Here is a 20,836-nt window from a genome sequence, read left to right on the forward strand (position 1 = left end):
TTCGTTTCCTGTTTATTGTGATGCCAACGCCTGTGCGGGTTCCGAAACGACCGGTATGCCCTCGGCGCTCAAAATTCGATCGATGTCTTGACGGCGCTCGGCCAGCACCTGATTCAACTGTTCGAGCAATTTAGTATCTTCCTTGCGCACGCCCATCGAGGTGCTGTAGTGAAAGCCGACTTTCTCGCCGTCGGCGCGGACGTTGTTGTCCGGAATGACCGCCATCGTCAGAGGCGTCGCGGATTCCTTGACATAGCGTGCTGCAGACGGTCCCCACAGCACCGCAACTTCAGCCTTGCCTGAGGCGACCTCGCCGACCAGCTTCGACGAATCGTATTTGACATATTGATTTCGGCGCGACTTAAAGCCGACCAGTTCATGCATGTAGTTGAATTGGTCGTTGTAACGTCCGATCTTGCGCATCATCACTTCGGCCGGGGTGCCCGGAATGAAGGCGATGCGCTCGGCATTCATCAATGCATTGCTGTCCCAACCGTGAAGATCCAGTCCGTCCTTAACGCGACTGATAAATACATAACCCGACCGATAATACGGTTCAGTCGTCAGCACACGCGGATCGCCGGCATCCATACCTATCACGACATCGCACAAACCTTTATCCAAATAATCGCGCACGAAATAGCGCGCATCGGTCCAATTAACATATTCGATCGGCCGTCCGAGTGCCTCGCCTACGACTTGTGCGATCTTGTTTTCGAAGCCTTCGCCTTTTTTGTTCGCATAAGGCATTTCGTTTTCGGCATTGCACACTTTCAGAGGCTCTTCGCTTGCATGAGCCGAAGCCGACACAGCCAAGCCAATAGCCAACGCAGTCAAAATGTCATTCAGTTGTTTCATTTAGCCCTCATTAGGTGGGTCGGGTTAGACAAAAAGCCGTAACCCGACATTCATGCCTTAATTTCTTACAACGAGAACACCATCACGCCGCCGCCCATTTGGGTGTGATGCGCCAATTCCTTAAACGCACCGACCGCGCCCAAACCGGCCGACGGGTCTTTCAAATCGAAGACCAGACCAACGCCAGGCCAACCGCCGACACCGTAATAGATCGCGACATATTGCTTGCCTTCGTGTTTATAGGTAATCGGATGACCGATCACGCCGGAAGGCAGTTTGAACTTCCACAGTTCTTCGCCGGTTTTCGAGTTCAAGGCCTTGATGTAGCCGTCCAACGTGCCGTAGAAGACCAAGTCGCCGGCTGTTGCGGTCGTGCCGCCCCAAACCGCGAATTTTTCCTGAACTTCCCATTCGAACTCGCCCGTTACCGCGTTCATTGCCTTGACTTGTCCCAGCGTGCCTTTCGGTCCCGGATACATGTTCAACGTCGCGCCAACGAAGAATTGGCCGGCCCGGTAAGGCAGCATGAACGGTTCCCAATCCATACAGATATGGTTAATGCCCATGAAGAACAATTGCTTGTTCGGGTCGTAGGATTCGATGCCTTGGTTGTGGTAGCCCATCGCCGAAGGACAAATACCTTTCGCTTCGTGGTCCATGCGTGTCGAATATTCAGGATCGCGCACCGGCAGACCGGTTTTCAGATCGACGTGCTTGACCCAATTGACGGTATTGTCGATCTTGAACGCGCTGACCAGATCGCCGTTTTCGCGGTTCAGCGTATAGACGATGCCGTTACGGTCGGGATGCGTCAGCAACTTGGTCATTTTGCCGTTGACCTTTTGCTCGGACAGTCCCATATAGTTGACGCCGGCGTAATCCCATTCGTCGTGAGGCGTTTTTTGATAACCAAACTTCGCCTCGCCGGAATCGATGTCGCGGCCCCAGATCGTCATTGTCCATTTGTTGTCGCCGGGACGCATCGTTTCGTTCCATGGCGCCGGGTTACCCGATCCGTAGTACAGCATTCTCAAGTCAGGATCGTAAGCGTACCAACCCCAGTTGGTTCCGCCGCCGATCTTCCACGCGTCGCCTTCCCAGGTTTTCAGCCCCAGACCGAACTGCCCGTAATGCGGATTGGCCTTATTGAAGTCTTTCGACAACTTGATATCTTCGTCGGGACCGGTTGCATAGACGCGCCAGGCTTGCTTGCCGTCTTTGATATTGTAAGCAGTCGCGTAACCTCTGACGCCCAATTCGGCGCCCGATGTGCCGACGATGACTTTATCCTCGGCGACGAACGGCGCCACGGTCAGCGTCGAGCCCATGGCGATGTCGGAGTTTTCCATTTTCCATAGCAGTTCGCCGGTCTTCGCGTTCAATGCGACGACATGGCCGTCCAATTGATTTAAAAAGATCGTCGCCGGATAATCCTTGCCTTGCGGCGCGTAAGCTAAGCCGCGGTTGACGACGTCGCAGCAGGCCACAGCGCGCGCGGCCGGATTTTGCTTCGGTTTGAATTGCCACAGAATTTTATCCGGGTTGTTCAGATCGATCGCAAAAACATTGTTCGGGTAGGGCGAGTGCACATACATAATGCCGTCGACGACCAGAGGCCCGCCTTCATGACCGTTCAGAACGCCGGTTGAAAATGACCAGGCCGGCTTCAGATTTTGTACATTCGTGATGTTGATGTCGTACAACTCGCTATAGTGAGTCGAGCTGTAATCCTTGGTCTGCATGACCCAATTGGTATTTTGTTTGGACAACTTATCTAACGCTTGATTGGCCTGCGCCGGCTGCGACGCGGCCAACAAGACGCCCGACACTAATGCCGCCGCGCCCCAGAGTTCGCGTTTTTTATGGTGTTGCATAATTCCTCCAGATTGATTTTTCGCATAATGTCGGCGCGGCCCCCTATTGATTGCGGTGTTTGTTGTTACAACCGGCTTAGCTTGATCAAGGCGCATAACGAATCATTCATAGAGGGCAGCGCACGGACGGTAATCATACGGAAGGAGCGGGATGCGACGTTACGGAATACAGCACCCAGATGACGGGAAAAGCGCTAAGAAAAAACAGGGAAAATATCCCGAGAGTATGTCGGCATTCAAATTCGGGAAAAGCTCCCATGGCTTTGCCGTTAAATATCCGACATCATTCCCGGTTTAATTGTATGGAGAAGTAACAACGTGTCCGATAAGATCGATGTCTTGCTGGTGGACGACCATGCCGTGGTTAGGGCCGGTTACAAAACCTACCTTTCACTGTCGAATAAAATCGGCGATATTTACGAGGCCGACAAGGGCGAAACCGCTTGCCAACTCTACACTCAGTATCAACCGAATATCGTCGTGATGGACTTGTCTATGCCCGGCATCGGCGGCTTTGAAAGCATTCGGCGGCTGATTGCGCGCGATCCGAATTGTAAAATCTTAGTGTTTAGCATCCATAATGAATTGGTCTATGTGACCCGCGCTATTAAGGCCGGAGCAAAAGGCTACATCACCAAAAACAGCGTTCCCGAAACGCTAGTCGCGGCAGTCTGTCAAATCGCCGCCGGCGGCAGTTATGTCGAACCCGAATTAGCGCAACAACTGGCCTTCAACATCGCATCCGAAAAGGACGAATCGGAACAAATCAAACAATTGTCGCCGCGCGAATTCGACGTATTTTGTTTATTGGCTAGAGGCTATACGACGCGCAAAGCAGCTGAAAAGCTCTGCTTGAGTTACAAGACTGTGTGCAATCACGGCACCTCAATTAAAGAAAAACTCGGTGTCAAATCGGTCGCCGAGATGACTCTACTCGCTAGCCGGCACGGCATCATAGACAATCTGGCGCACTAATCCAAAATGCCCTGGAATCAACCGAGCGGAGGCTGGGGAGAAAACATTGCAGCAGGATACGGAGTAACCTTTTCCGAGGGCCAATTAACCATGCTACCGGCACAAGAGTCGGCGCGACTGGTTATGTACGACTCCTCCGATTTGAATGAATTGAGCCTTTTCTCTACCAATAACGGTTTATACAAGCTTTCAATTCATAGGATGACGTAGGTAACGGTTGGAATGATTTGACCTGGGACGCTTGGCACGCCTCCAAAGGAATCTTCGGCGACGGCTGGATGGGCCGTTTCGGACATCGCGAGAACATTTTATTGGATTGGTTTACCGACCTTGGGGTAGGACTGGTTTTCGACCCGAGTGCCGACCCTTATTACAGCTATTGGACACACAATTTTGCCGCGGGAGACACCGTTCCTCTGCCTTCGGCACTGTGGTTATTATTAAGCGGTATTACTGTGTTACGTTTGTCTAAAAAAACAGAAAATCGTTCCACTTGCTGAAAGAATGCGCCCGGGCAAGTAATCCGGGCGCATTGATTATTCTTCCAATTTTTTCTTCAAACCGGTCAAGCCGTTTTTAAAATACTGAGTCATCGCTTTGACCGCCGCTTCATCATTCAAGTGATCGGGTGGTGTGTTGCCGGTATCGCCGCGATAAAATCGGCTTTTCAAGGTCACGATGCTACTGCTATCGCTCTCGCCCGGTGCAACTTGCAGCTCGATCGAATAGGAGCTGACCGGTAGCGCCTTGACATTCTCCTTGTTCAGGCGGTAACTGTATTCGCGGTTTTCGTCGCTGTAATAATCGAGCTCATCGACGAGTTGTTCTCCGTTGGTAAACGTCAGCGTGCGCTTGCCGCCCGACTCGTGCTTACCGTCGCCCTCGCTTTTTTGTACATCGTCATGCCAATCGGCGATCGAACCGAATTGCTTGACCGCATCCCAAACTTTGTCCGCCGGCGCCTCAATGGCAATACTCTCTTTGGCTTTTTGCGGTGTCGGTCCGTGCGCCAAGGCGACCACTGGAAAAATCAGGAAATTGAATAGAATGATCAGTAACTGTTTCATAGTCGGTATAAGCAAAAATTAAATCGCTTATTATGGGCCAACGCCCAATATCGGCATTGAGTAAACTTCCCGTTATTCATCAGGATTTTTTCCGATTTCACCCTATGCGCATCCTGCTGTAAACACATATAACCCGAATGCGGCATAGCGGAGTGCGGAAATGGCGTGACTTCTAAGCCATAAGAGCCAGCTTAGCGCCTACTCTACGGTCCTTTTATGGCTTTATTCGTCATATCGGTAAGGGTTGTCGATATTAAGGTTAGATGGATGCTAAGCTAGGCATTGCCATCCGGGCTACGCAGCTTTCCTCTTTCCTCTTTCCTCTTTCCTCTTTCTTTTTTCTTCTTTCAAAATTCCTTCCCAAGCCGTCAAAGAATTGAATTATACTCAACCATGCTCAGATCCATCCCGAGCAACTCATTTTAGCCATAAAAACAAGACAACACTGCACAAACGAGGAGAACACCATGGACCTTTTGAAAGACTTGGAACGCCTGTCCGACAAAATCAGACAACAACGCGATGAAATCGCTGTCCAATTAAATCTTGCCGGTAAGGAAGCGAAAGACGAATGGGAACATGCCGAAACAAAATGGACCGAATTAAAACACAAAGCAGAGGAAATCAAAGACGATACCAAAGAAACGACCGAGGAATTGGTCTCTGCAGCCAAAGTTGTCGCCGAGGAACTGACCGGCGCCTACCAGCGCATCATCGATCGTATTAAAAAATAATCCCAGCCATACGGTGGACCGCCAAACTGTCCACCGAGGCAGGCAAGACCATCCCAAATAAAACCGTCACAAACAGAAAGGGCTATGAATACACTCACTTTCCTCGGCGCCACCGGCCAGGTGACTGGTTCCTGCTATCTCTTGGAATCGAACGCTAAGCGCATTTTGATCGATTGCGGCATATTTCAGGGTGGCAAAGCAGCCGACAAACAAAACCGATCCCGATTCCCGTTCAACCCGTCGAGCATCGACGCGGTCGTGTTGTCGCATGCCCATCTGGATCACTCGGGACGTCTGCCGCAACTTTATAAAGACGGTTTCAGAGGCGATCTTTTCCTGACCGAAGGCAGCTCTCATCTGCTCGACCTGTTACTCAAAGACGCCGCATTACTGCAACTGCGCGATACTGAGTGGGAAAACAAACGGCGCCAACGTTCCGGAAAAAAATTGCTCGAACCGCTTTATACGCTCGAAGATGTCGAAAACCTGCTGCAACTTCGTAAGCCTATCGCCTATCGCGAACCGACTGAAATCGTCCCTGGCTTGTCGGTCACTTTTCATGATGCAGGACACATTCTCGGATCGGCGATTGTCGAATTGAAATCAAACAACGGCCCGCAACAAAAAACCTTGGTGTTTTCCGGCGATCTCGGCAATCCGCATTCGCCTTTGCTGTACGATCCGGAACAACTCACCGAAGCGGATATTCTGTTATTGGAATCGACTTATGGCGATCGCGATCACAAGCCATTAGACACGACGCTCGACGAATTACGCGAAATACTCATCGCAGCTCACGAGAACGGCGGCAATGTGATTATTCCATCATTCGCGGTCGGACGTACCCAAGACTTGATTTATTGGCTAGGTAAACTTTATCGAGAAGACGCGCTGCCTCAGCAGCAGGTATTTCTCGATAGCCCGATGGCGATCGAAGCCAGCAAGATTTACGACGATCATAGCCACTTGTTCAACGATGACGACCCCGAGTTCAAAAACATCGCCAAACGCAAAGACGGTTGGCAAACCTGGCTACCGAATCTGGTCTATTCCGAATCGACTGAAGACTCGATAGCGATCAACCGCATCGTCGGCGGCAGCATCATCATCGCCGGCAGCGGCATGTGTACCGGCGGACGCATCCGCCATCATCTGAAATACAATCTCTGGCGGCGCAATGCGCATATCGTGTTCGTCGGTTTTCAGGCCCAGGGCACTCTCGGCCGGACCTTGGTCGAAGGTCAGAAAGACTTGAAAATTCTCGGCAGTCAAATCCATGTGCAAGCCACTATTCATACGCTCGGCGGCTTGAGCGCACATGCCGACCAAAGCCAATTGCTCCGTTGGGCCTCGGCGTTCAAAGACCCGAAACCCCGGCTGTATTTGATCCACGGCGAACTCAACGCCTCTCATTCGTTACGCACGTGTTTTCACCGTACCGACTGGGACGCTACGCTTCCCGAAGTGGGACAAACCATTGAGTTTTAATTTTGGACAACACATGATGAACCTTCTCGAACGACGATGACTCAACTCCAATCGTTAAGCAGTTCTTCCGAAAAATTCGGCCTTGCGCCGGGCAGCGTTATTCATGTCGGAGAAAGACTGGAAACGACCGGTAAAATCAAACTGATCGAATTCAATAAAGACATCTTGATCGAACGTGAGATCAAGACCGTTTCGGAGTTGATTCCGCCGAAAGACAAGCCCACCGTATCGTGGTTCAGCATCACCGGTCTGCACGACGTCGAGTTGATCGAACAACTCGGGAAAGAGTTCACTATTCATCAACTGGTACTGGAAGACATTGCCAATACCCATCAACGGCCCAAAGTAGAGGAGTTCGACGATATTATTTTCATCGTGCTCAGGGTCATACGATTCGACGCGGAATCTCTGACTTTCGATAACGAACAGTTCAGCTTAATACTCGGCAGTAATTTCATCTTGACCTTTGAAGAATCGGAATCGGATCTACTACATCCGATAATCCGCAGAATCCAAAACAGCCGGGGGAAATTTCGTAGTCAGGGTGCGGATTATTTGAGTTACAGTATTATCGACTTGGTCGTGGATCACTATTTTTTGATCGAAGACAGTCTGGATGAAATTGTCGAAAACCTCGAAGATCAATTGCTCCTTTCGCCCTCGCCCGACATGCTGAATACGATTCAAAAGTTGAAACGAGGCATGATTTTCGTTCGACGAGCGGTTTCGCCGCTTAGAGAGGTCTTGAACGGTCTGCTTCGTTCGGAATCCGACCTAATACGCGATACGACCAAAGTATATCTGCGCGACGTTTACGACCATACGATTCGCGTCGCCGAGGGACTGGATACTTACCGGGATTTGATCGCCGGCCTACTGGAAATTTATTTGTCCAGTCTCAGTAATAAAATGAATGAAGTCATGAAAGTATTGACCGTTTTTGCGACGATTTTTATACCGCTAACCTTTCTGGCCGGCGTTTACGGCATGAATTTCGATTACATGCCGGAACTGAAATGGGCATGGTCCTATCCGGTGTTCTGGTCGGTCAGTCTCGCTACGGCAATGAGCCTGCTGATTTTCTTCCGGCATAAGAAATGGTTATGAAAACATCAACGCATGGGCGTTAAACAAAGCCGTTGATTTTTATTCGTCTTTTTCCAGAAAAGCATTGCCTCTTGTTTGCTTGACGAGACGATAGCCCTTTTCAAGCATGAGCTCGACGACATCCGTTTCCCATTTATCTTTGTGACAATCCTCGATGACAATGCGTATCGGCCAAAGCGACTCGGGCGCATGCAAAAAAAACGGCGCTAAGGCTCGATCTTCGTAACCCTCGATATCGATTTTTAATGAGCTAATCTTATCGATACCTTGCATTAACAAAATTTTCTCAAGCGGAAGAGACGGTAGTGTTATTTCTCGGGTTGATGCCGATGGCGCAAGCCGACTGGCCCCGCCTAATACGCCCGTTGAATAAAAAGGCACATCGCCTTCTTCGCCGACACAAACCGGCATGACTTCGATCACAGACTCTAACCCATTAAGCTCAACATTATTTTTTAACAAGCTCAAAGTCGGCGGGTTCGGTTCGATTGCCAGAATTTTTTTAAACCCTTTTTGTGCAAGACTCAGCGAGTAATAACCGGTATTCGCCCCCACGTCGACAAAACACGAATTTAGCCCCGACCCTCGTTCAGCCAGAAATTCGATCTCTTCTTTATCATAAATTTTTGAAGATGTGAGAATTTTTTCATCGGTCGTATTATTGAGAATATCCAATCGATACCGGATACCTTGCTTCTCATAATCGACAAAATGCCAACCCGACTTTTTCCATTGTCTAGCCACCCATTTCCTTAATTGACCTCGGCTTATACCTAATGCGGCAATCAACCTCAAAACCCTTGTTGCCGCAGTTGGCGCATAACATCCCCAAGGCTTATTCTGGGCTTTCAGATCGGTTTGTTGAGTTTCCTTCATAAAGAATTTCCAATAATTTATCAAAATAAGGCATCAGTTCCACCTGGGATGCCCGCTTGTTGATCAACCTAAATCGGCAGTCAGTCCACGAAAATCAAGACACACACGAAAGTAATCATACAGTCACATAAATATCTTGAATCACCCCTTGGGTAAGCAACTTGGAAGTAAGTATTCTGCCCCTCTCCGCTGTTTTCCAAACTACGGTTTGGGAAGCCCTTCACGTAAGCTCTTGCTTACCGGTTTCGAGAAGCTGGAGCTTCTCGTATTGCATTCCCAAACAAAGAGCTTGGGAATGAGCGAACTCTTATTTTCCTGGAGAGGGCTGAATACTTACACTTGGAAAGTATAACAATTTGACTATTTTCGTGATTTTCGTGTGTTTCGTGGACAAAATGCTTTTTATAGGATCAATTTAACTTACCAATCTAAACCCTAAAATCGGTCTTCTTGATTATGGCATTTTCCAAGTTCAAACAATTGGGGTTTCAGACCACTCATAAGCTTCATTCATCGGATTGAATTCGTGCTGATATTGCTCTACGACGTCGGCGGCATTGTCGGCTTTACCGAATCGGGCTATATGAAACAACGCCTCGCCTTCGGTGACGATCGGCAGATTAGTCTTACCGATGATAATGCCGGAATTCGGCGCTGTGATATTATCGTCTTCAAGATAAAACGGATCGCTAACCGCACCGAGCGTTTCGCCTTTATCAACTTTAGCTCCCAACGAAACCATCGCTCTTAATAAGCCGCTTTTGGAAGACCTGGCCCAATAGCTCGAACGAGCGACAACCGGTTCCGGCAGTTTGCTTTTTCGTTTAGCTGTTTCCTGACGAATCATGCCTAATTGCCTCATCACACGTATAATGCCGCGCAGCCCGATCCTGATCGACAGTTCGTCATAGCGTAACGCCTCGCCGGCTTCGTATACCAACAATGGAATTTTATGTTCCGCGGCGATCGCCCGCAATGAACCGTCCCGCACATCCGAGTTTAAAATAACCGGAGCGGCAAAAACCCTCGCTAAAGTCTCGGTTTCTTCGCCTTCATTCAAATCGGCGCGAATTTGCGGCAGATTATCGCGATGAATCGCTCCGGTATGCAAATCGATACCGTGCGTGCATTGCTCGACGATTTCATGAAAAAAAAGCGATGCCAGCCTACCGGCCAACGAGCCTTTATCGGATCCGGGAAAAACCCGGTTCAAGTCGCGGCGGTCGGGTAAGTAACGCGAATGCCTAACAAAGCCATAAATATTGACGATCGGTACCGCAATCAAAGTCCCTTTGATATTACGCAACGCCGGCGACTGCAGCAAACGACGGATGATTTCGATACCATTGATCTCATCACCGTGTATCGCCGCACAGACGAAAAGTTTTGGTCCGCTTTGCCGGCCGTTAATCACATGTACCGTCATCGGAACAACGGTATGGGTATAAAGATTCGGCAACGGAATATCCAGAGTTCTGCGTTCGCCGGCTTTAATTTTCTGACCGCCGATGAACAATTCCGTCATGTCAGCCCTTGCCTTTGGTCCGCGTGGATTTGCCGAGACAATCCTTTTCGATAAAACTGATAATCATGCCTGCGATGTCTTTGCCTGTTGCCGTTTCGATGCCTTCCAATCCCGGAGAGGAGTTGACTTCCATCACGACTGGTCCATGATTCGAACGCAACATATCGACGCCCGCGACATTTAAACCCATCGTTTTAGCTGCGCGAACCGCGATCGAGCGCTCTTCCGGCGTAATCCGGATTAACGACGAAGTCCCGCCCCGATGAAGATTCGAACGAAACTCGCCTTCGCCGCCTTGCCGCTTCATCGTCGCTACGACTTTATCCCCGACTACGAAACAACGAATATCCGCGCCATCGGCTTCCTTAATGAACTCCTGAACCAATATATCGGCCTTCAAGCCCATAAAAGCTTCGATAACGCTTTCCGCCGCTTTTTTCGTTTCAGCCAATACGACGCCGATACCCTGGGTGCCTTCGAGAAGCTTGATGACCACCGGAGCCCCTCCGACCATTTTGATCAAATCTTCAATATCGTCCGGCTTATGTGCGAAACCGGTCACCGGCAAACCGATACCTTTGCGGGATAATAACTGCAATGAACGCAGCTTGTCCCTCGACCTTGAAATCGCAACCGATTCATTGAGCGGATAAGTCCCCATCATTTCAAACTGACGAAGCACCGCCGTACCATAAAACGTTACCGACGCGCCGATTCTAGGAATGACCGCATCGAATCCCTCCAATACCGTACCTTTATAATGAATACCCGGCTTTGTCGACGTAATTTCCATATAACAACGCAACACGTCGATGACTTCAATTTGGTGGCCTCTTGCTTCCGCCGCCTCTATCAATCGCCGCGTGGAGTACAACTTAGGATTTCTGGAAAGCAATGCAAGTTTCATGAAACGGTAATTTTCCTCATGCTCATCGTTAACTTTAATTAATTATATTCAGGCCGGCATATTACACAGTTTTTCGCTGGATAGGATAGTCTGTGAACAACAAATAAGAAAACTATTCTGCGTTTTTGAACTCCGCCAGTATAGATTATTGATTTCTTTTGAACGTGGCAAATCCGGCTAACAGCCCGAGCCCTCAAAAGTGGGCGCCGAAACTTGATTTATGAAAGGAAAAAAGCAATTTGTATGATTGCCTTAGATGAAAGCACAGGCGTTCAACAGAACGCCTGTGAAAGGGAAAATCAATTTTTCGATTTTGCGGCAATAAAACCGATCAATGCCAAAATCACGCTAAAACCATACCACCCCGCCAACGACCACTGTCCGTTAGCTTGAGTAATAATTACCGCTTCACTCGCCGACGAAACTCCCAACCCTGCAAAAGAAAGCAGGATTACCCCCATTGCAGCTAACAATATTTTACATCTGCTGGTTTTATATTGCATAACACCTCCGTTCATTATTGTTAATTAAACTACAGTCCATTGTATGCATTTTGAGAACAAAAACCATTGTACATCAGTACTAAAAAGCCAATAATTTGATACAGTTAAAAAAACCAATGTGACCTTATTCAATCTTTGGATAAAAACACCGTAGAAATATTTATACCTTTCGTACTTCAAATTTCGGCAGTGCCTGAGGAGGCACCGGGATGTGCGGCAAAGGCTTTGCCAGCATGGAGCTGGCATAGAGCCTACAGGGATGTATTCACGGCGTCCTTTGACGGACACCCCGGTGCCGAATTTTGATCTACGATGAGTATAAAATCAACCGCCTCGATCAAATTAAGCGCGCCCAAAAATCGTGCTCGTCCGATTCCTCCAGTTCCACTGTCGCAAAATCACCGACTTTTAAATGCACCGCACCGTCGATAAAAACTTGCCCGTCGATTTCCGGAGCATCCGCTTTGCTTCGCGCGACCGCACCTTCTTCGACAACTTCATCAATAATAACGGTCTCGACGCGTCCGATTCGCCTACGCAATTTCGCAGCACTGATTTGCGCCTGATGCTCCATAAACCGGACTAATCTTTCTTGTTTGACTGCCTCAGGAAGCTGACCCGACAAATCGTTGGCCGCAGCACCTTTAACCGGCGAATATGCGAAACAACCTACCCGATCTAACTGCGCGTCAGTTAAAAACTGTAATAATTGCTCGAATTCTTGCTCGGTTTCACCGGGAAAACCGACTATGAAGGTGCTGCGAATCGTAATATCCGGGCAGATTTTCCGCCAGGCATTAATGCGTTCTAAATTGTTTTCGGCAGCCGCCGGTCGCTTCATTAACTTCAGTATGCGACTATCGGCGTGCTGAAACGGAATATCCAGATAAGGTAGGATTTTACCGTCAGCCATCAACGGGATAACTTCGTCGACATGCGGATAGGGATACACATAATGCATTCTGACCCAGATACCTAAGTCTCCCAACGCTTCCGACAATTCATAAAAACGAGTCCGAATCTCCCTACCTCGCCATTGTCCTGCCTGGTATTTCAGATCGAGCCCGTAAGCACTGGTATCCTGTGAGACGATCAGCAATTCTTTAACCCCGGCATTAGCCAGGCGTTCGGCCTCGAGCATGACTTCGCTGATAGGACGGCTGACCAAATCGCCGCGCATCGACGGAATGATGCAAAAGGTGCAACGGTGATTACAGCCTTCGGAAATTTTCAAATAAGCGTAATGCTTGGGCGTCAATTTAATCCCTTGCGGGGGCACAAGACTGGTAAACGGATCGTGTATCGGCGGCAAATGCTCATGGACGGCCGCAACGACTTCTTCCAGCGCATGCGCGCCGGTAATTTTCAATACCTGCGGGTGCCTGGCTCTGATCTCGTCCTCTCTGGCCCCAAGACAGCCGGTCACTATGACTCGTCCATTTTCGGCCAATGCTTCGCCAATGCTATCCAACGATTCTTCGACGGCTGCGTCGATAAAGCCGCAGGTATTGACGACTACCAAATCGGCTTCCTTGTAGCTCGGGGACACTTCGTAGCCTTCGGATCGAAGCTTGGTTAATATCCGTTCGCTGTCGACCAAGGCTTTAGGGCAACCCAAACTAATAAATCCTATATGCGGAGCACTCATTAACAATCTCAATAAAATTATATTCGGAAACGCGTTGCTGCAATCTGATTTCCTGACTCGACGAACCGGGAAAATGATCGAGATATACCTTTCGCACTTCAAATTTCGGCAGTGCCTAAGGAGGCACCCGGGTGCCTGGCAAAGGCTTTGCCAGCATGGATGCTGGCATAGAGCCTACATGGACGTATTCACGGCGTCGTTTTACGGGCCCCCGCCGGTGCCGAATTTTGATCTACGATGAGTATGGTTTGCCAACGGTATCTCAAAGCCCGCAAGATAAAAACGGTTATTTACCCGGCTCTTCAATATAAGCACCGAAATTCATGATTCGTTGGTAGCGATGTGCCAGTAATTGTTCGACCGGCTCGTTCCTTAACTGCTCCAAATGGCGTAACAACGCCTCACGCAAATGCATTGCCGTCGTTTGAAAGTCTCGATGCGCGCCGCCCACCGGCTCGCGAACCATTTCATCAAGAAAGCCTTGTTCACGAATACGGTCGGAAGTGATGCCCATCGCTTCGGCCGCCAATTGCGACTTTTCCGCACTTTTCCACAGAATCGATGCACAACCTTCCGGCGAGATCACAGAGTAAGTGCTGTATTCCAACATCAACAAACGGTCTCCGACACCGATCGCCAACGCGCCGCCGGACCCGCCTTCGCCGATAACTGTGCAAATAATCGGGGTCTTTAATCGCGCCATTTCAAACAAATTTCGAGCAATCGCCTCGCTTTGTCCACGTTCCTCTGCCCCAATTCCCGGATAAGCGCCCGGCGTATCGATCAAACAAATGATCGGCAAACCAAAACGCTCAGCCATCTTCATGACTCTCAACGCCTTACGGTAACCTTCCGGCCTTGGCATGCCGAAATTACGATAAATTTTTTCTTTCGTGTCGCGGCCTTTTTGATGACCGATGATCATGACCGGCTGCCCTTCCAGACGAGCCAAACCGCACACGATTGCAGGATCGTCGGCGTAAGCCCGATCACCGTGCAATTCATGAAAATCGGTAAACATCAAATCGATATAATCGAGCGTATAAGGACGCCCGGGATGCCTCGAGAGTTGCGAAATCTGCCAATCGCTCAATTCGGCAAAAATAGATTCGGTCAATAATTTACTTTTGTTTTCGAGCTGCTCAAGCGCGTCGGAAATATTAATATCGTTATCAAACTCGACACGACGAAGTTCTCTAATCTTCGCTTCTAATTCGGCGATGGGTTGTTCGAAGTCAAGAAATTTTAGATCCATGATGGTATATATGAATTATTGTTACTGCTCAACAAAAGCAAGCTTAATGAATGGAACACGGATGAAGCCGACTAGACGGATTGACCTGGGACTTTCCCGTTTATGCGTTTCCATATCGCAATCTTCATAGCGAATAAAGCCCCAAAAAGTATTTCGTACGCACCACGAACCGTTTTTCCGTGTTTTCTTTTTCACATTATAAAAACGTCATCCGCGACTAGCCGATTGATTCCTTCCTGAGACGGCCATTTTATCTAAATTCCGTAAATGTTTTAATTTTTCTGCGATTTTAATTTCAAGCCCACGATTAACCGGCTCGTAATAACGCGTTCCGAGCATTTCGTCCGGAAAATAATTTTCGCCGGCAGCATAAGCATCGGGCTCATCATGCGCATAGCGGTACTCCTTTCCATAATCTAACGACTTCATCAATACCGTCGGCGCATTGCGTAAATGCACCGGCACGCCGAGACTTCCGCTATTTCGAGCATCGCGCATCGCTGCATTGTATGCCATATAAACGGCATTGCTTTTCGGCGCGCAGGCCAAATAAACCACTGCATGTGCCAACGCCAATTCGCCTTCGGGACTGCCGAGCCTTTCTTGCGCCTCCCAAGCACTAATCGCGACCGGCAAGGCTCTCGGGTCGGCATTGCCGATATCTTCGGATGCAATCCTCACGATGCGCCGAGCCAAATAAGCCAAGTCGCAACCACCGTCGATCATGCGGCACAACCAATACAACGAAGCATCAGGGGAGCTTCCTCGCACCGACTTATGCAAGGCCGAAATCTGATTGTAAAATTCTTCACCTTGCTTATCGAAACGACGTACGCCGCCGCTCAGCACTTCGCCGGCAACAATCTCGTCGATTTTTCCGCTTCCGTGCGCCGACGCTAACTCGGCGGCGATTTCCAATAAATTCAATAATCTACGCGCATCTCCGTCGGCAGCATCGACAAACTGTCGCTTGATATCGTCGGTCATTTCGATGGCTTGCTCTCCTAAACCGCGCTCCCGATCGGTCAATGCTTTTTCCAAAACCGTCGCCAAGTCAACTGCTTGCAAGGCATTCAAAACATAAACGCGTGCGCGCGATAATAACGCATTATTCAATGCGAAAGACGGGTTTTCGGTGGTCGCGCCGATAAAATATACCGTGCCGTCTTCGACATGCGGCAAGAAAGCATCTTGCTGAGATTTGTTGAAACGATGTACTTCGTCGACAAACAAGATCGTGCGGCGATTTTCGCTTTCACGAATTTTTTTTGCTTCGGCAACGGCGTCACGGATATCCTTGACGCCGGCCAACACCGCCGATATCGAGATGAAATGCGCATCGGAATGCACCGATATTATTCGTGCCAGCGTGGTCTTCCCGGTACCGGGCGGTCCCCAGAAAATCATCGAATGCAAGCGGCCCGATGCAACCGCTTCATAGAGCGGTTTACCGGGCTTAATAATATGCTGCTGTCCGATATAGTCGTCCAAGCGCATCGGACGCATTCTTTCAGCTAAGGGCCTTAGGGCTTGTTGCAACACGCTTCTTATTCCTCAAAGACATCGGCTCCGGCGGGCGGAATAAAATCGAATACGCCGTCATCGATCGGAGTATTGATTTTAAGATTCGAAAAATAAATGCGCGTTAATTGCCCGAAATTGTCACTGAGCTCCATACCGCCAAGCTTGCCCTTATCCAGTCCGATCAGAATATATTTGAAACCGCTGTCCTCGTTTTTAGGCAGTAATTTTATCCAGGTCATGTCCTCGTCGGAACCTTGCCCTTCTAAAATAAAGTTATCCTCTAAATCGATATCACCGCTCAACAATAAAGCGGGCGTAGAACCCAGCGATTGATCCATCTTTTTGATCGTCACTTGTTCCAAGTCTTCATCGTAAAACCAAACCTTACCGGCATTGGAAATGATCTCTTGCGTGAAAGGTTTTAGATAATTCCAACGAAACTTACCGGGCCTACGCAAATAAAACACGCCTTCACTTGCTTTCCGCGCGCGTCCGCTCTCATCGATCGCGACCTGTCTGAAATCCGCGGTCAAAGAATGCGCTGTTTTTAAAAAATCTCGTAATTGTTCAATTGGCTTATCGTCGGCATGAGCACCTTGCATCACGGCAACAGCCATCAGCAACGACATGATTCCATACTTGATTCTTTCCATTTCATTTATCTCATTGATTTGTTGAAAAATTCGCTTCGGGCCCGTGGCTACCGGAACAATCGATTTTCCCAAAGGCTGGTAAACATTGTGAGGAGGAAAAATAAACTTGAGCTGAATTAATGCATTAAGGATTTCGTGATATACCCGTCGTAGATCAAAATTCGGCGCCTGGGTGTCCGCTAAAGGACGCCGTGAATACGTCCGTGTAGGCTTGTCGGCGGCTTCCTGCCGCCGACACCTGTCAATCGAGTTACCGAACCATCCATAAAATAGGGAAGTTATTTGCGACCAAATCCTAAGGCCAGATTAAACGAAGGGGTCATCTTTCATCTTTCATCTTTCATCTTTCATCTTTCATCTTTCATCTTTCATCTTTCATCTTACACCTTTCACCTTTCACCTTTCACCTTTCACCTTTCACCTTTCACCTTTCACCTTTCACCTTTCATCTTTCCGAATTCAATAACTCAATAACCGGCGCAGTATCCGGCCTGATGCCTCGCCAAATGAAAAACGCTTCGGCCGCCTGTTCGACCAACATGCCCAGACCGTCTAAACTGCTAGCGGCGCCGTGACTGATGCCCCATCGAACAAAAGCAGTCAGCTCGTTACCGTAAGCGAGATCGTAACAAACGCCATTCGGCGCCAAAAGACCTTCCGGCAACGGCGGAAGGTCGTTGGACAAACTGGCAGAGGTCGCGTTCAGGATCACATCGAATGACAAACCTGCCAATTCGTCAAAACCGCAACCCTTAATATCGCCCCGATCGGCAAATTCATCAGCCAAATTAACGGCCTTAGAAGCCGTCCGATTGGCAATCACAATGCATGCCGGCTGTTGCTCGAATAGCGGCGAAAGAATCCCGCGCGATGCACCGCCGGCACCAAGAATCAATAGCTTCTTTCCGTTTAGCGTAACCTCATGATTAACGATTAAATCGGTCACCAAACCTATACCGTCCGTGTTATCGCCTAATATCGAACCATCCGTCTGAAGCGCCAGCGTATTGACCGCTTTTGCAGAATCCGCGCGTTCGGTTTTTCGATCGGCGAATCGCCATGCCAGTTCCTTTAGCGGCACGGTACAATTAAGCCCCTGACCGCCCAAGCGGAAGAACTCCGTAACGGCCGATTCGAAACGATCGGCCGTTACTTCTTGGGCGGTATAAACCAATTCTTGACCGGTTTGCTCTGCGAAAATTCGATGAATAGTTGGTGATTTACTGTGCTTTATGGGACTACCGAAAACGGCATATTGATCGATTTGTGTCATTATAATTGTCTTTTATATTGCCAAACTTCCCAGAGTATAGTCATAGCCACGATGCCGATTGCCATCAACAGCTCTATCCAAATTGCTTGCTGCATAAACGATGTCACGACTGCGGACACGCCGAGAAAAATCCCGACCAAACTGAAACGCCAACCGATTCTGATACCGTCCAATATTGTCGACAACGATAAAATCAATAGAATGACGATGCCGGCGCTTTTTTCATCGAACACTTCGGTTTGCTGAATGGAAAACGCTGCAGCGACAATCAGCATCGACACGCCCCAATGCAGCGTTTGCTCTCGTAAGATATGTTTGATGTCACTGGCTTTATGCTTCGATTGCAGCCAAGCGATAATCATTGCCGAAATCGCAAAAATGATGATCATGATCAACCAATAGACATAGCCGTCGGCCGGCGAGTAATCGGTAATACCAATACCGGTCATCGAAAGCGCCAGCAACAAAACCAGAATACCTTCTTCGATCTGAAATTTTCGTTTTTCTGTAAACAGCGTATCTTCGGACATGGGCTCGCTCCGGTTGACTTAACTAAGAATAGAGACACTCTTGCTTAAGGCTATTTCCGGCGAAAAGCAAAAGTTATTACCCTGAAAATCACGAAAATACTTTCGCGTTCTTCATTGTGGACAATCACGAGTAAGAAACTTTTTAGGCCTTACTGAATTCTTCTTGTAACCATGAAGCGACTTGCTTGGCAAAATAAGTCAACACGGCATCGCAACCGGCACGCTTGAAGCTCAATAACGATTCGAGCACGACTTGACGCTCATCTAACCAGCCATTTAATGACGCCGCCTTCAACATCGCATATTCGCCGCTGACCTGATAGGCGAAAGTCGGCACGCCAAAGCGGTCTTTCGCGCGGCGTACAATATCCAGATAAGGCATGCCGGGCTTGACCATAATCATGTCAGCGCCTTCCTGCAAATCCAACTCAATCTCGCGTAACGCCTCATCGGTATTGGCCGGGTCCATTTGATAACTGTATTTATTGCCTTTGCCGAGGTTGGCGCCCGAGCCCACGGCATCTCTGAAGGGGCCATAGAATGCCGAGGCATATTTAGCCGAATACGCCAAAATACGCGTATTACGGTAAGCATGATTTTCCAAGGCCAGCCTGATCGCACCAATCCGGCCGTCCATCATATCCGAAGGCGCAACGATATCGGCTCCCGCTTCGGCATGCGACAAAGCTTGCTTGATCAAAACCTCGACCGTTTCATCGTTGATCACATAGCCATTGTTATCGATCAACCCGTCCTGACCGTGAGAGGTAAACGGATCCAGTGCGATATCGGTAATCACGCCAAGGTCCGGATAGGCCGCCTTGAGCGCTTTGACAGTTCGCTGAACCAATCCGTTCGGGTTAAAGGCCTCGGCCGCATCGTCGGATTTTTTATCGGGAGATATAACCGGAAATAAAGCGATTGCAGGAATGCCGAGACTCGATATTTCTCCGGCTTCACTCAATAATAAATCCAACGAAAGACGCTCTATTCCGGGCATCGAAAGCACCGCTTCGCGGTTATTCTTGCCTTCCGTGACAAACATCGGATAGATCAAATCGTCGACGGATAAACGGTTTTCGCTCATCAAGCGACGTGAAAAAGATTGATAACGCATTCTTCTCATGCGTATTAAGGGGAAATTGGTGGTATTATGCGTCATCTTGTCCGTAGGTTTAAGTTAATCACGTTTGCCGTGCGCCAAGGCGCCTGTACCTTGCAAAATAGTTTTACTGCAAGATATAAATCATCCGATAATATTAGCACGCTTCCGACACCCTAAACCAAGTCTTCCTGATCCGTAAAAGACTCGGACATGTGTTTGCACATAAGTCTAAGAACTTGAGGTCATTATGAAAACAACACAATACAAACGCATTTTTCTGTTGGCAATATTAAGCTTTTTTATAAGCATTAGCGCATTGAACAAAGCCATTGCCGCCGAATTATTATTGCCCCAACAAGCGATTTCCGAAGCTTCCGACAAACTGAAGGAGAAAATGCAAAATCCCGAATTTATAAAGGATTTTGCACAAATAACGGATTTTGTTGAATCGGCGATTTATCCCCATGTCGATTTTAATCGAATTTCGGCATTGGTACTCGGAAAATACTGGCGGGACGCCACTCCTGAAGAAAGAGCGCAATTCAATAATGAATTCAGAAACCTGTTAGTCAGAACTTATTCTCGCGCGTTTGTCGAATTCAAAGACTGGTCGGTGCGCTTCCTGCCGTTAAAAATGGAATCGGATGCGACTAAGGTCGTCGTTAAAACGGAGATATTGCAACCGGGCATTCAGCCCATCGCTGTAGACTACAGGATGGTATTAATCAAAGATAAATGGAAAGCTTACGACATATTAATCGAAGGCGTCAGCCTAGTCACCAACTACCGCACGACATTCAATAATGAAATCAAAAACCGCGGCTCATTAGCAGCGGTTATCGAAACATTGAAAACAAGAAATGCCGAAGCTTTGTCCAAAAACTCGCTGCACAATTCATAAATTATCGCGCCGTCGCCATGCACGCTCTGTTTC

20 protein-coding genes are annotated in these 20,836 nt (G+C 48.6%); 6 read left to right on the forward strand and 14 right to left on the reverse strand.

Features of this window, described 5'->3' with window-relative positions:
• Positions 1–12 precede the first annotated feature (12 nt).
• Together moxJ and EQU24_RS18140 are read right to left on the reverse strand one after the other, a co-directional pair.
• Positions 13–858 carry a methanol oxidation system protein MoxJ gene (gene moxJ / locus EQU24_RS18135; protein WP_017842206.1) on the reverse strand — a complete coding sequence of 282 codons (846 nt, stop codon included), beginning with the start codon at positions 856–858 and terminating at the stop codon, positions 13–15.
• Between the two features lie 65 nt (positions 859–923).
• Positions 924–2,732, reverse strand: a complete 1,809-nt coding sequence (locus EQU24_RS18140; RefSeq protein ID WP_017842205.1) for a methanol/ethanol family PQQ-dependent dehydrogenase — start codon at positions 2,730–2,732, stop codon at positions 924–926.
• A gap of 318 nt (positions 2,733–3,050) precedes the next feature.
• Between EQU24_RS18140 and EQU24_RS18145 the strand changes: the two genes are divergently transcribed.
• On the forward strand, positions 3,051–3,707 hold the full coding sequence (locus EQU24_RS18145) for a response regulator (RefSeq protein WP_017842204.1): 657 nt from the start codon (positions 3,051–3,053) through the stop codon (positions 3,705–3,707).
• A gap of 227 nt (positions 3,708–3,934) precedes the next feature.
• Entirely contained in the window at positions 3,935–4,207 is a 273-nt protein-coding gene (locus EQU24_RS18150; RefSeq protein WP_040575362.1) for a CAP domain-containing protein, read from the forward strand.
• Positions 4,208–4,243: 36 nt separating this feature from the next.
• Here EQU24_RS18150 and EQU24_RS18155 read toward each other — a convergent pair whose 3' ends face one another.
• Positions 4,244–4,774 (reverse strand): SRPBCC family protein, encoded by a 531-nt coding sequence (locus EQU24_RS18155; protein ID WP_017842202.1) that lies wholly within the window; start codon positions 4,772–4,774, stop codon positions 4,244–4,246.
• Positions 4,775–5,241: 467 nt separating this feature from the next.
• Here EQU24_RS18155 and EQU24_RS18160 point away from each other — a divergent pair, with 467 nt between their 5' ends.
• The 3 genes from EQU24_RS18160 to corA all read left to right on the forward strand — a co-directional run bounded on the left by EQU24_RS18160 (position 5,242) and on the right by corA (position 8,103).
• Positions 5,242–5,508 carry a hypothetical protein gene (locus EQU24_RS18160; protein WP_017842201.1) on the forward strand — a complete coding sequence of 89 codons (267 nt, stop codon included), beginning with the start codon at positions 5,242–5,244 and terminating at the stop codon, positions 5,506–5,508.
• An 84-nt stretch (positions 5,509–5,592) separates the two neighbouring features.
• Complete coding sequence (locus EQU24_RS18165) at positions 5,593–6,996, forward strand: MBL fold metallo-hydrolase RNA specificity domain-containing protein (RefSeq protein ID WP_017842200.1); 1,404 nt, start codon at positions 5,593–5,595, stop codon at positions 6,994–6,996.
• Positions 6,997–7,032: 36 nt separating this feature from the next.
• Positions 7,033–8,103, forward strand: coding sequence for a magnesium/cobalt transporter CorA (gene corA / locus EQU24_RS18170; protein WP_017842199.1), 1,071 nt, complete (start codon positions 7,033–7,035; stop codon positions 8,101–8,103).
• 39 nt (positions 8,104–8,142) lie between these two features.
• Here corA and EQU24_RS18175 read toward each other — a convergent pair whose 3' ends face one another.
• From EQU24_RS18175 to hemB, 11 genes are all read right to left on the reverse strand, one after another.
• A complete protein-coding gene (locus tag EQU24_RS18175) occupies positions 8,143–8,979 on the reverse strand; it encodes an FkbM family methyltransferase (RefSeq protein ID WP_017842198.1) in 837 nt (278 codons plus the stop codon).
• A 472-nt stretch (positions 8,980–9,451) separates the two neighbouring features.
• Positions 9,452–10,504 (reverse strand): succinylglutamate desuccinylase/aspartoacylase family protein, encoded by a 1,053-nt coding sequence (locus EQU24_RS18180; protein WP_017842197.1) that lies wholly within the window; start codon positions 10,502–10,504, stop codon positions 9,452–9,454.
• 1 nt (position 10,505) lies between these two features.
• The gene (gene rimK / locus EQU24_RS18185) at positions 10,506–11,411 is read right to left on the reverse strand and encodes a 30S ribosomal protein S6--L-glutamate ligase (protein WP_017842196.1); all 906 of its coding nucleotides are present in this window, start codon (positions 11,409–11,411) and stop codon (positions 10,506–10,508) included.
• Between the two features lie 299 nt (positions 11,412–11,710).
• Positions 11,711–11,914 carry a hypothetical protein gene (locus EQU24_RS18190; protein ID WP_017842195.1) on the reverse strand — a complete coding sequence of 68 codons (204 nt, stop codon included), beginning with the start codon at positions 11,912–11,914 and terminating at the stop codon, positions 11,711–11,713.
• A 337-nt stretch (positions 11,915–12,251) separates the two neighbouring features.
• A complete protein-coding gene (gene rimO / locus EQU24_RS18195) occupies positions 12,252–13,562 on the reverse strand; it encodes a 30S ribosomal protein S12 methylthiotransferase RimO (protein ID WP_017842194.1) in 1,311 nt (436 codons plus the stop codon).
• Positions 13,563–13,848: 286 nt separating this feature from the next.
• The gene (accA, locus tag EQU24_RS18200) at positions 13,849–14,817 is read right to left on the reverse strand and encodes an acetyl-CoA carboxylase carboxyl transferase subunit alpha (protein WP_017842193.1); all 969 of its coding nucleotides are present in this window, start codon (positions 14,815–14,817) and stop codon (positions 13,849–13,851) included.
• 207 nt (positions 14,818–15,024) lie between these two features.
• On the reverse strand, positions 15,025–16,323 hold the full coding sequence (locus EQU24_RS18205) for a replication-associated recombination protein A (protein ID WP_051056257.1): 1,299 nt from the start codon (positions 16,321–16,323) through the stop codon (positions 15,025–15,027).
• 41 nt (positions 16,324–16,364) lie between these two features.
• Complete coding sequence (lolA, locus tag EQU24_RS18210; RefSeq protein WP_014149883.1) at positions 16,365–16,994, reverse strand: outer membrane lipoprotein periplasmic chaperone LolA; 630 nt, start codon at positions 16,992–16,994, stop codon at positions 16,365–16,367.
• Between the two features lie 445 nt (positions 16,995–17,439).
• Positions 17,440–18,267, reverse strand: a complete 828-nt coding sequence (aroE, locus tag EQU24_RS18215) for a shikimate dehydrogenase (RefSeq protein WP_017842190.1) — start codon at positions 18,265–18,267, stop codon at positions 17,440–17,442.
• The gene (locus EQU24_RS18220; protein ID WP_017842189.1) at positions 18,267–18,797 is read right to left on the reverse strand and encodes a hypothetical protein; all 531 of its coding nucleotides are present in this window, start codon (positions 18,795–18,797) and stop codon (positions 18,267–18,269) included. Before EQU24_RS18220 ends, aroE begins: the two co-directional genes overlap by 1 nt.
• A 142-nt stretch (positions 18,798–18,939) precedes the next feature.
• Positions 18,940–19,959: a porphobilinogen synthase gene (gene hemB, locus EQU24_RS18225; RefSeq protein WP_026130334.1), complete on the reverse strand. Its 1,020-nt coding sequence runs from the start codon at positions 19,957–19,959 to the stop codon at positions 18,940–18,942.
• Between the two features lie 190 nt (positions 19,960–20,149).
• Here hemB and EQU24_RS18230 point away from each other — a divergent pair, with 190 nt between their 5' ends.
• The gene (locus EQU24_RS18230) at positions 20,150–20,803 is read left to right on the forward strand and encodes an MlaC/ttg2D family ABC transporter substrate-binding protein (RefSeq protein ID WP_017842187.1); all 654 of its coding nucleotides are present in this window, start codon (positions 20,150–20,152) and stop codon (positions 20,801–20,803) included.
• Positions 20,804–20,836: the final 33 nt, after the last annotated feature.

Origin of the sequence: Methylotuvimicrobium buryatense, assembly GCF_005931095.1 — a bacterium.
In the GTDB taxonomy this organism is placed as follows: domain Bacteria; phylum Pseudomonadota; class Gammaproteobacteria; order Methylococcales; family Methylomonadaceae; genus Methylotuvimicrobium; species Methylotuvimicrobium buryatense.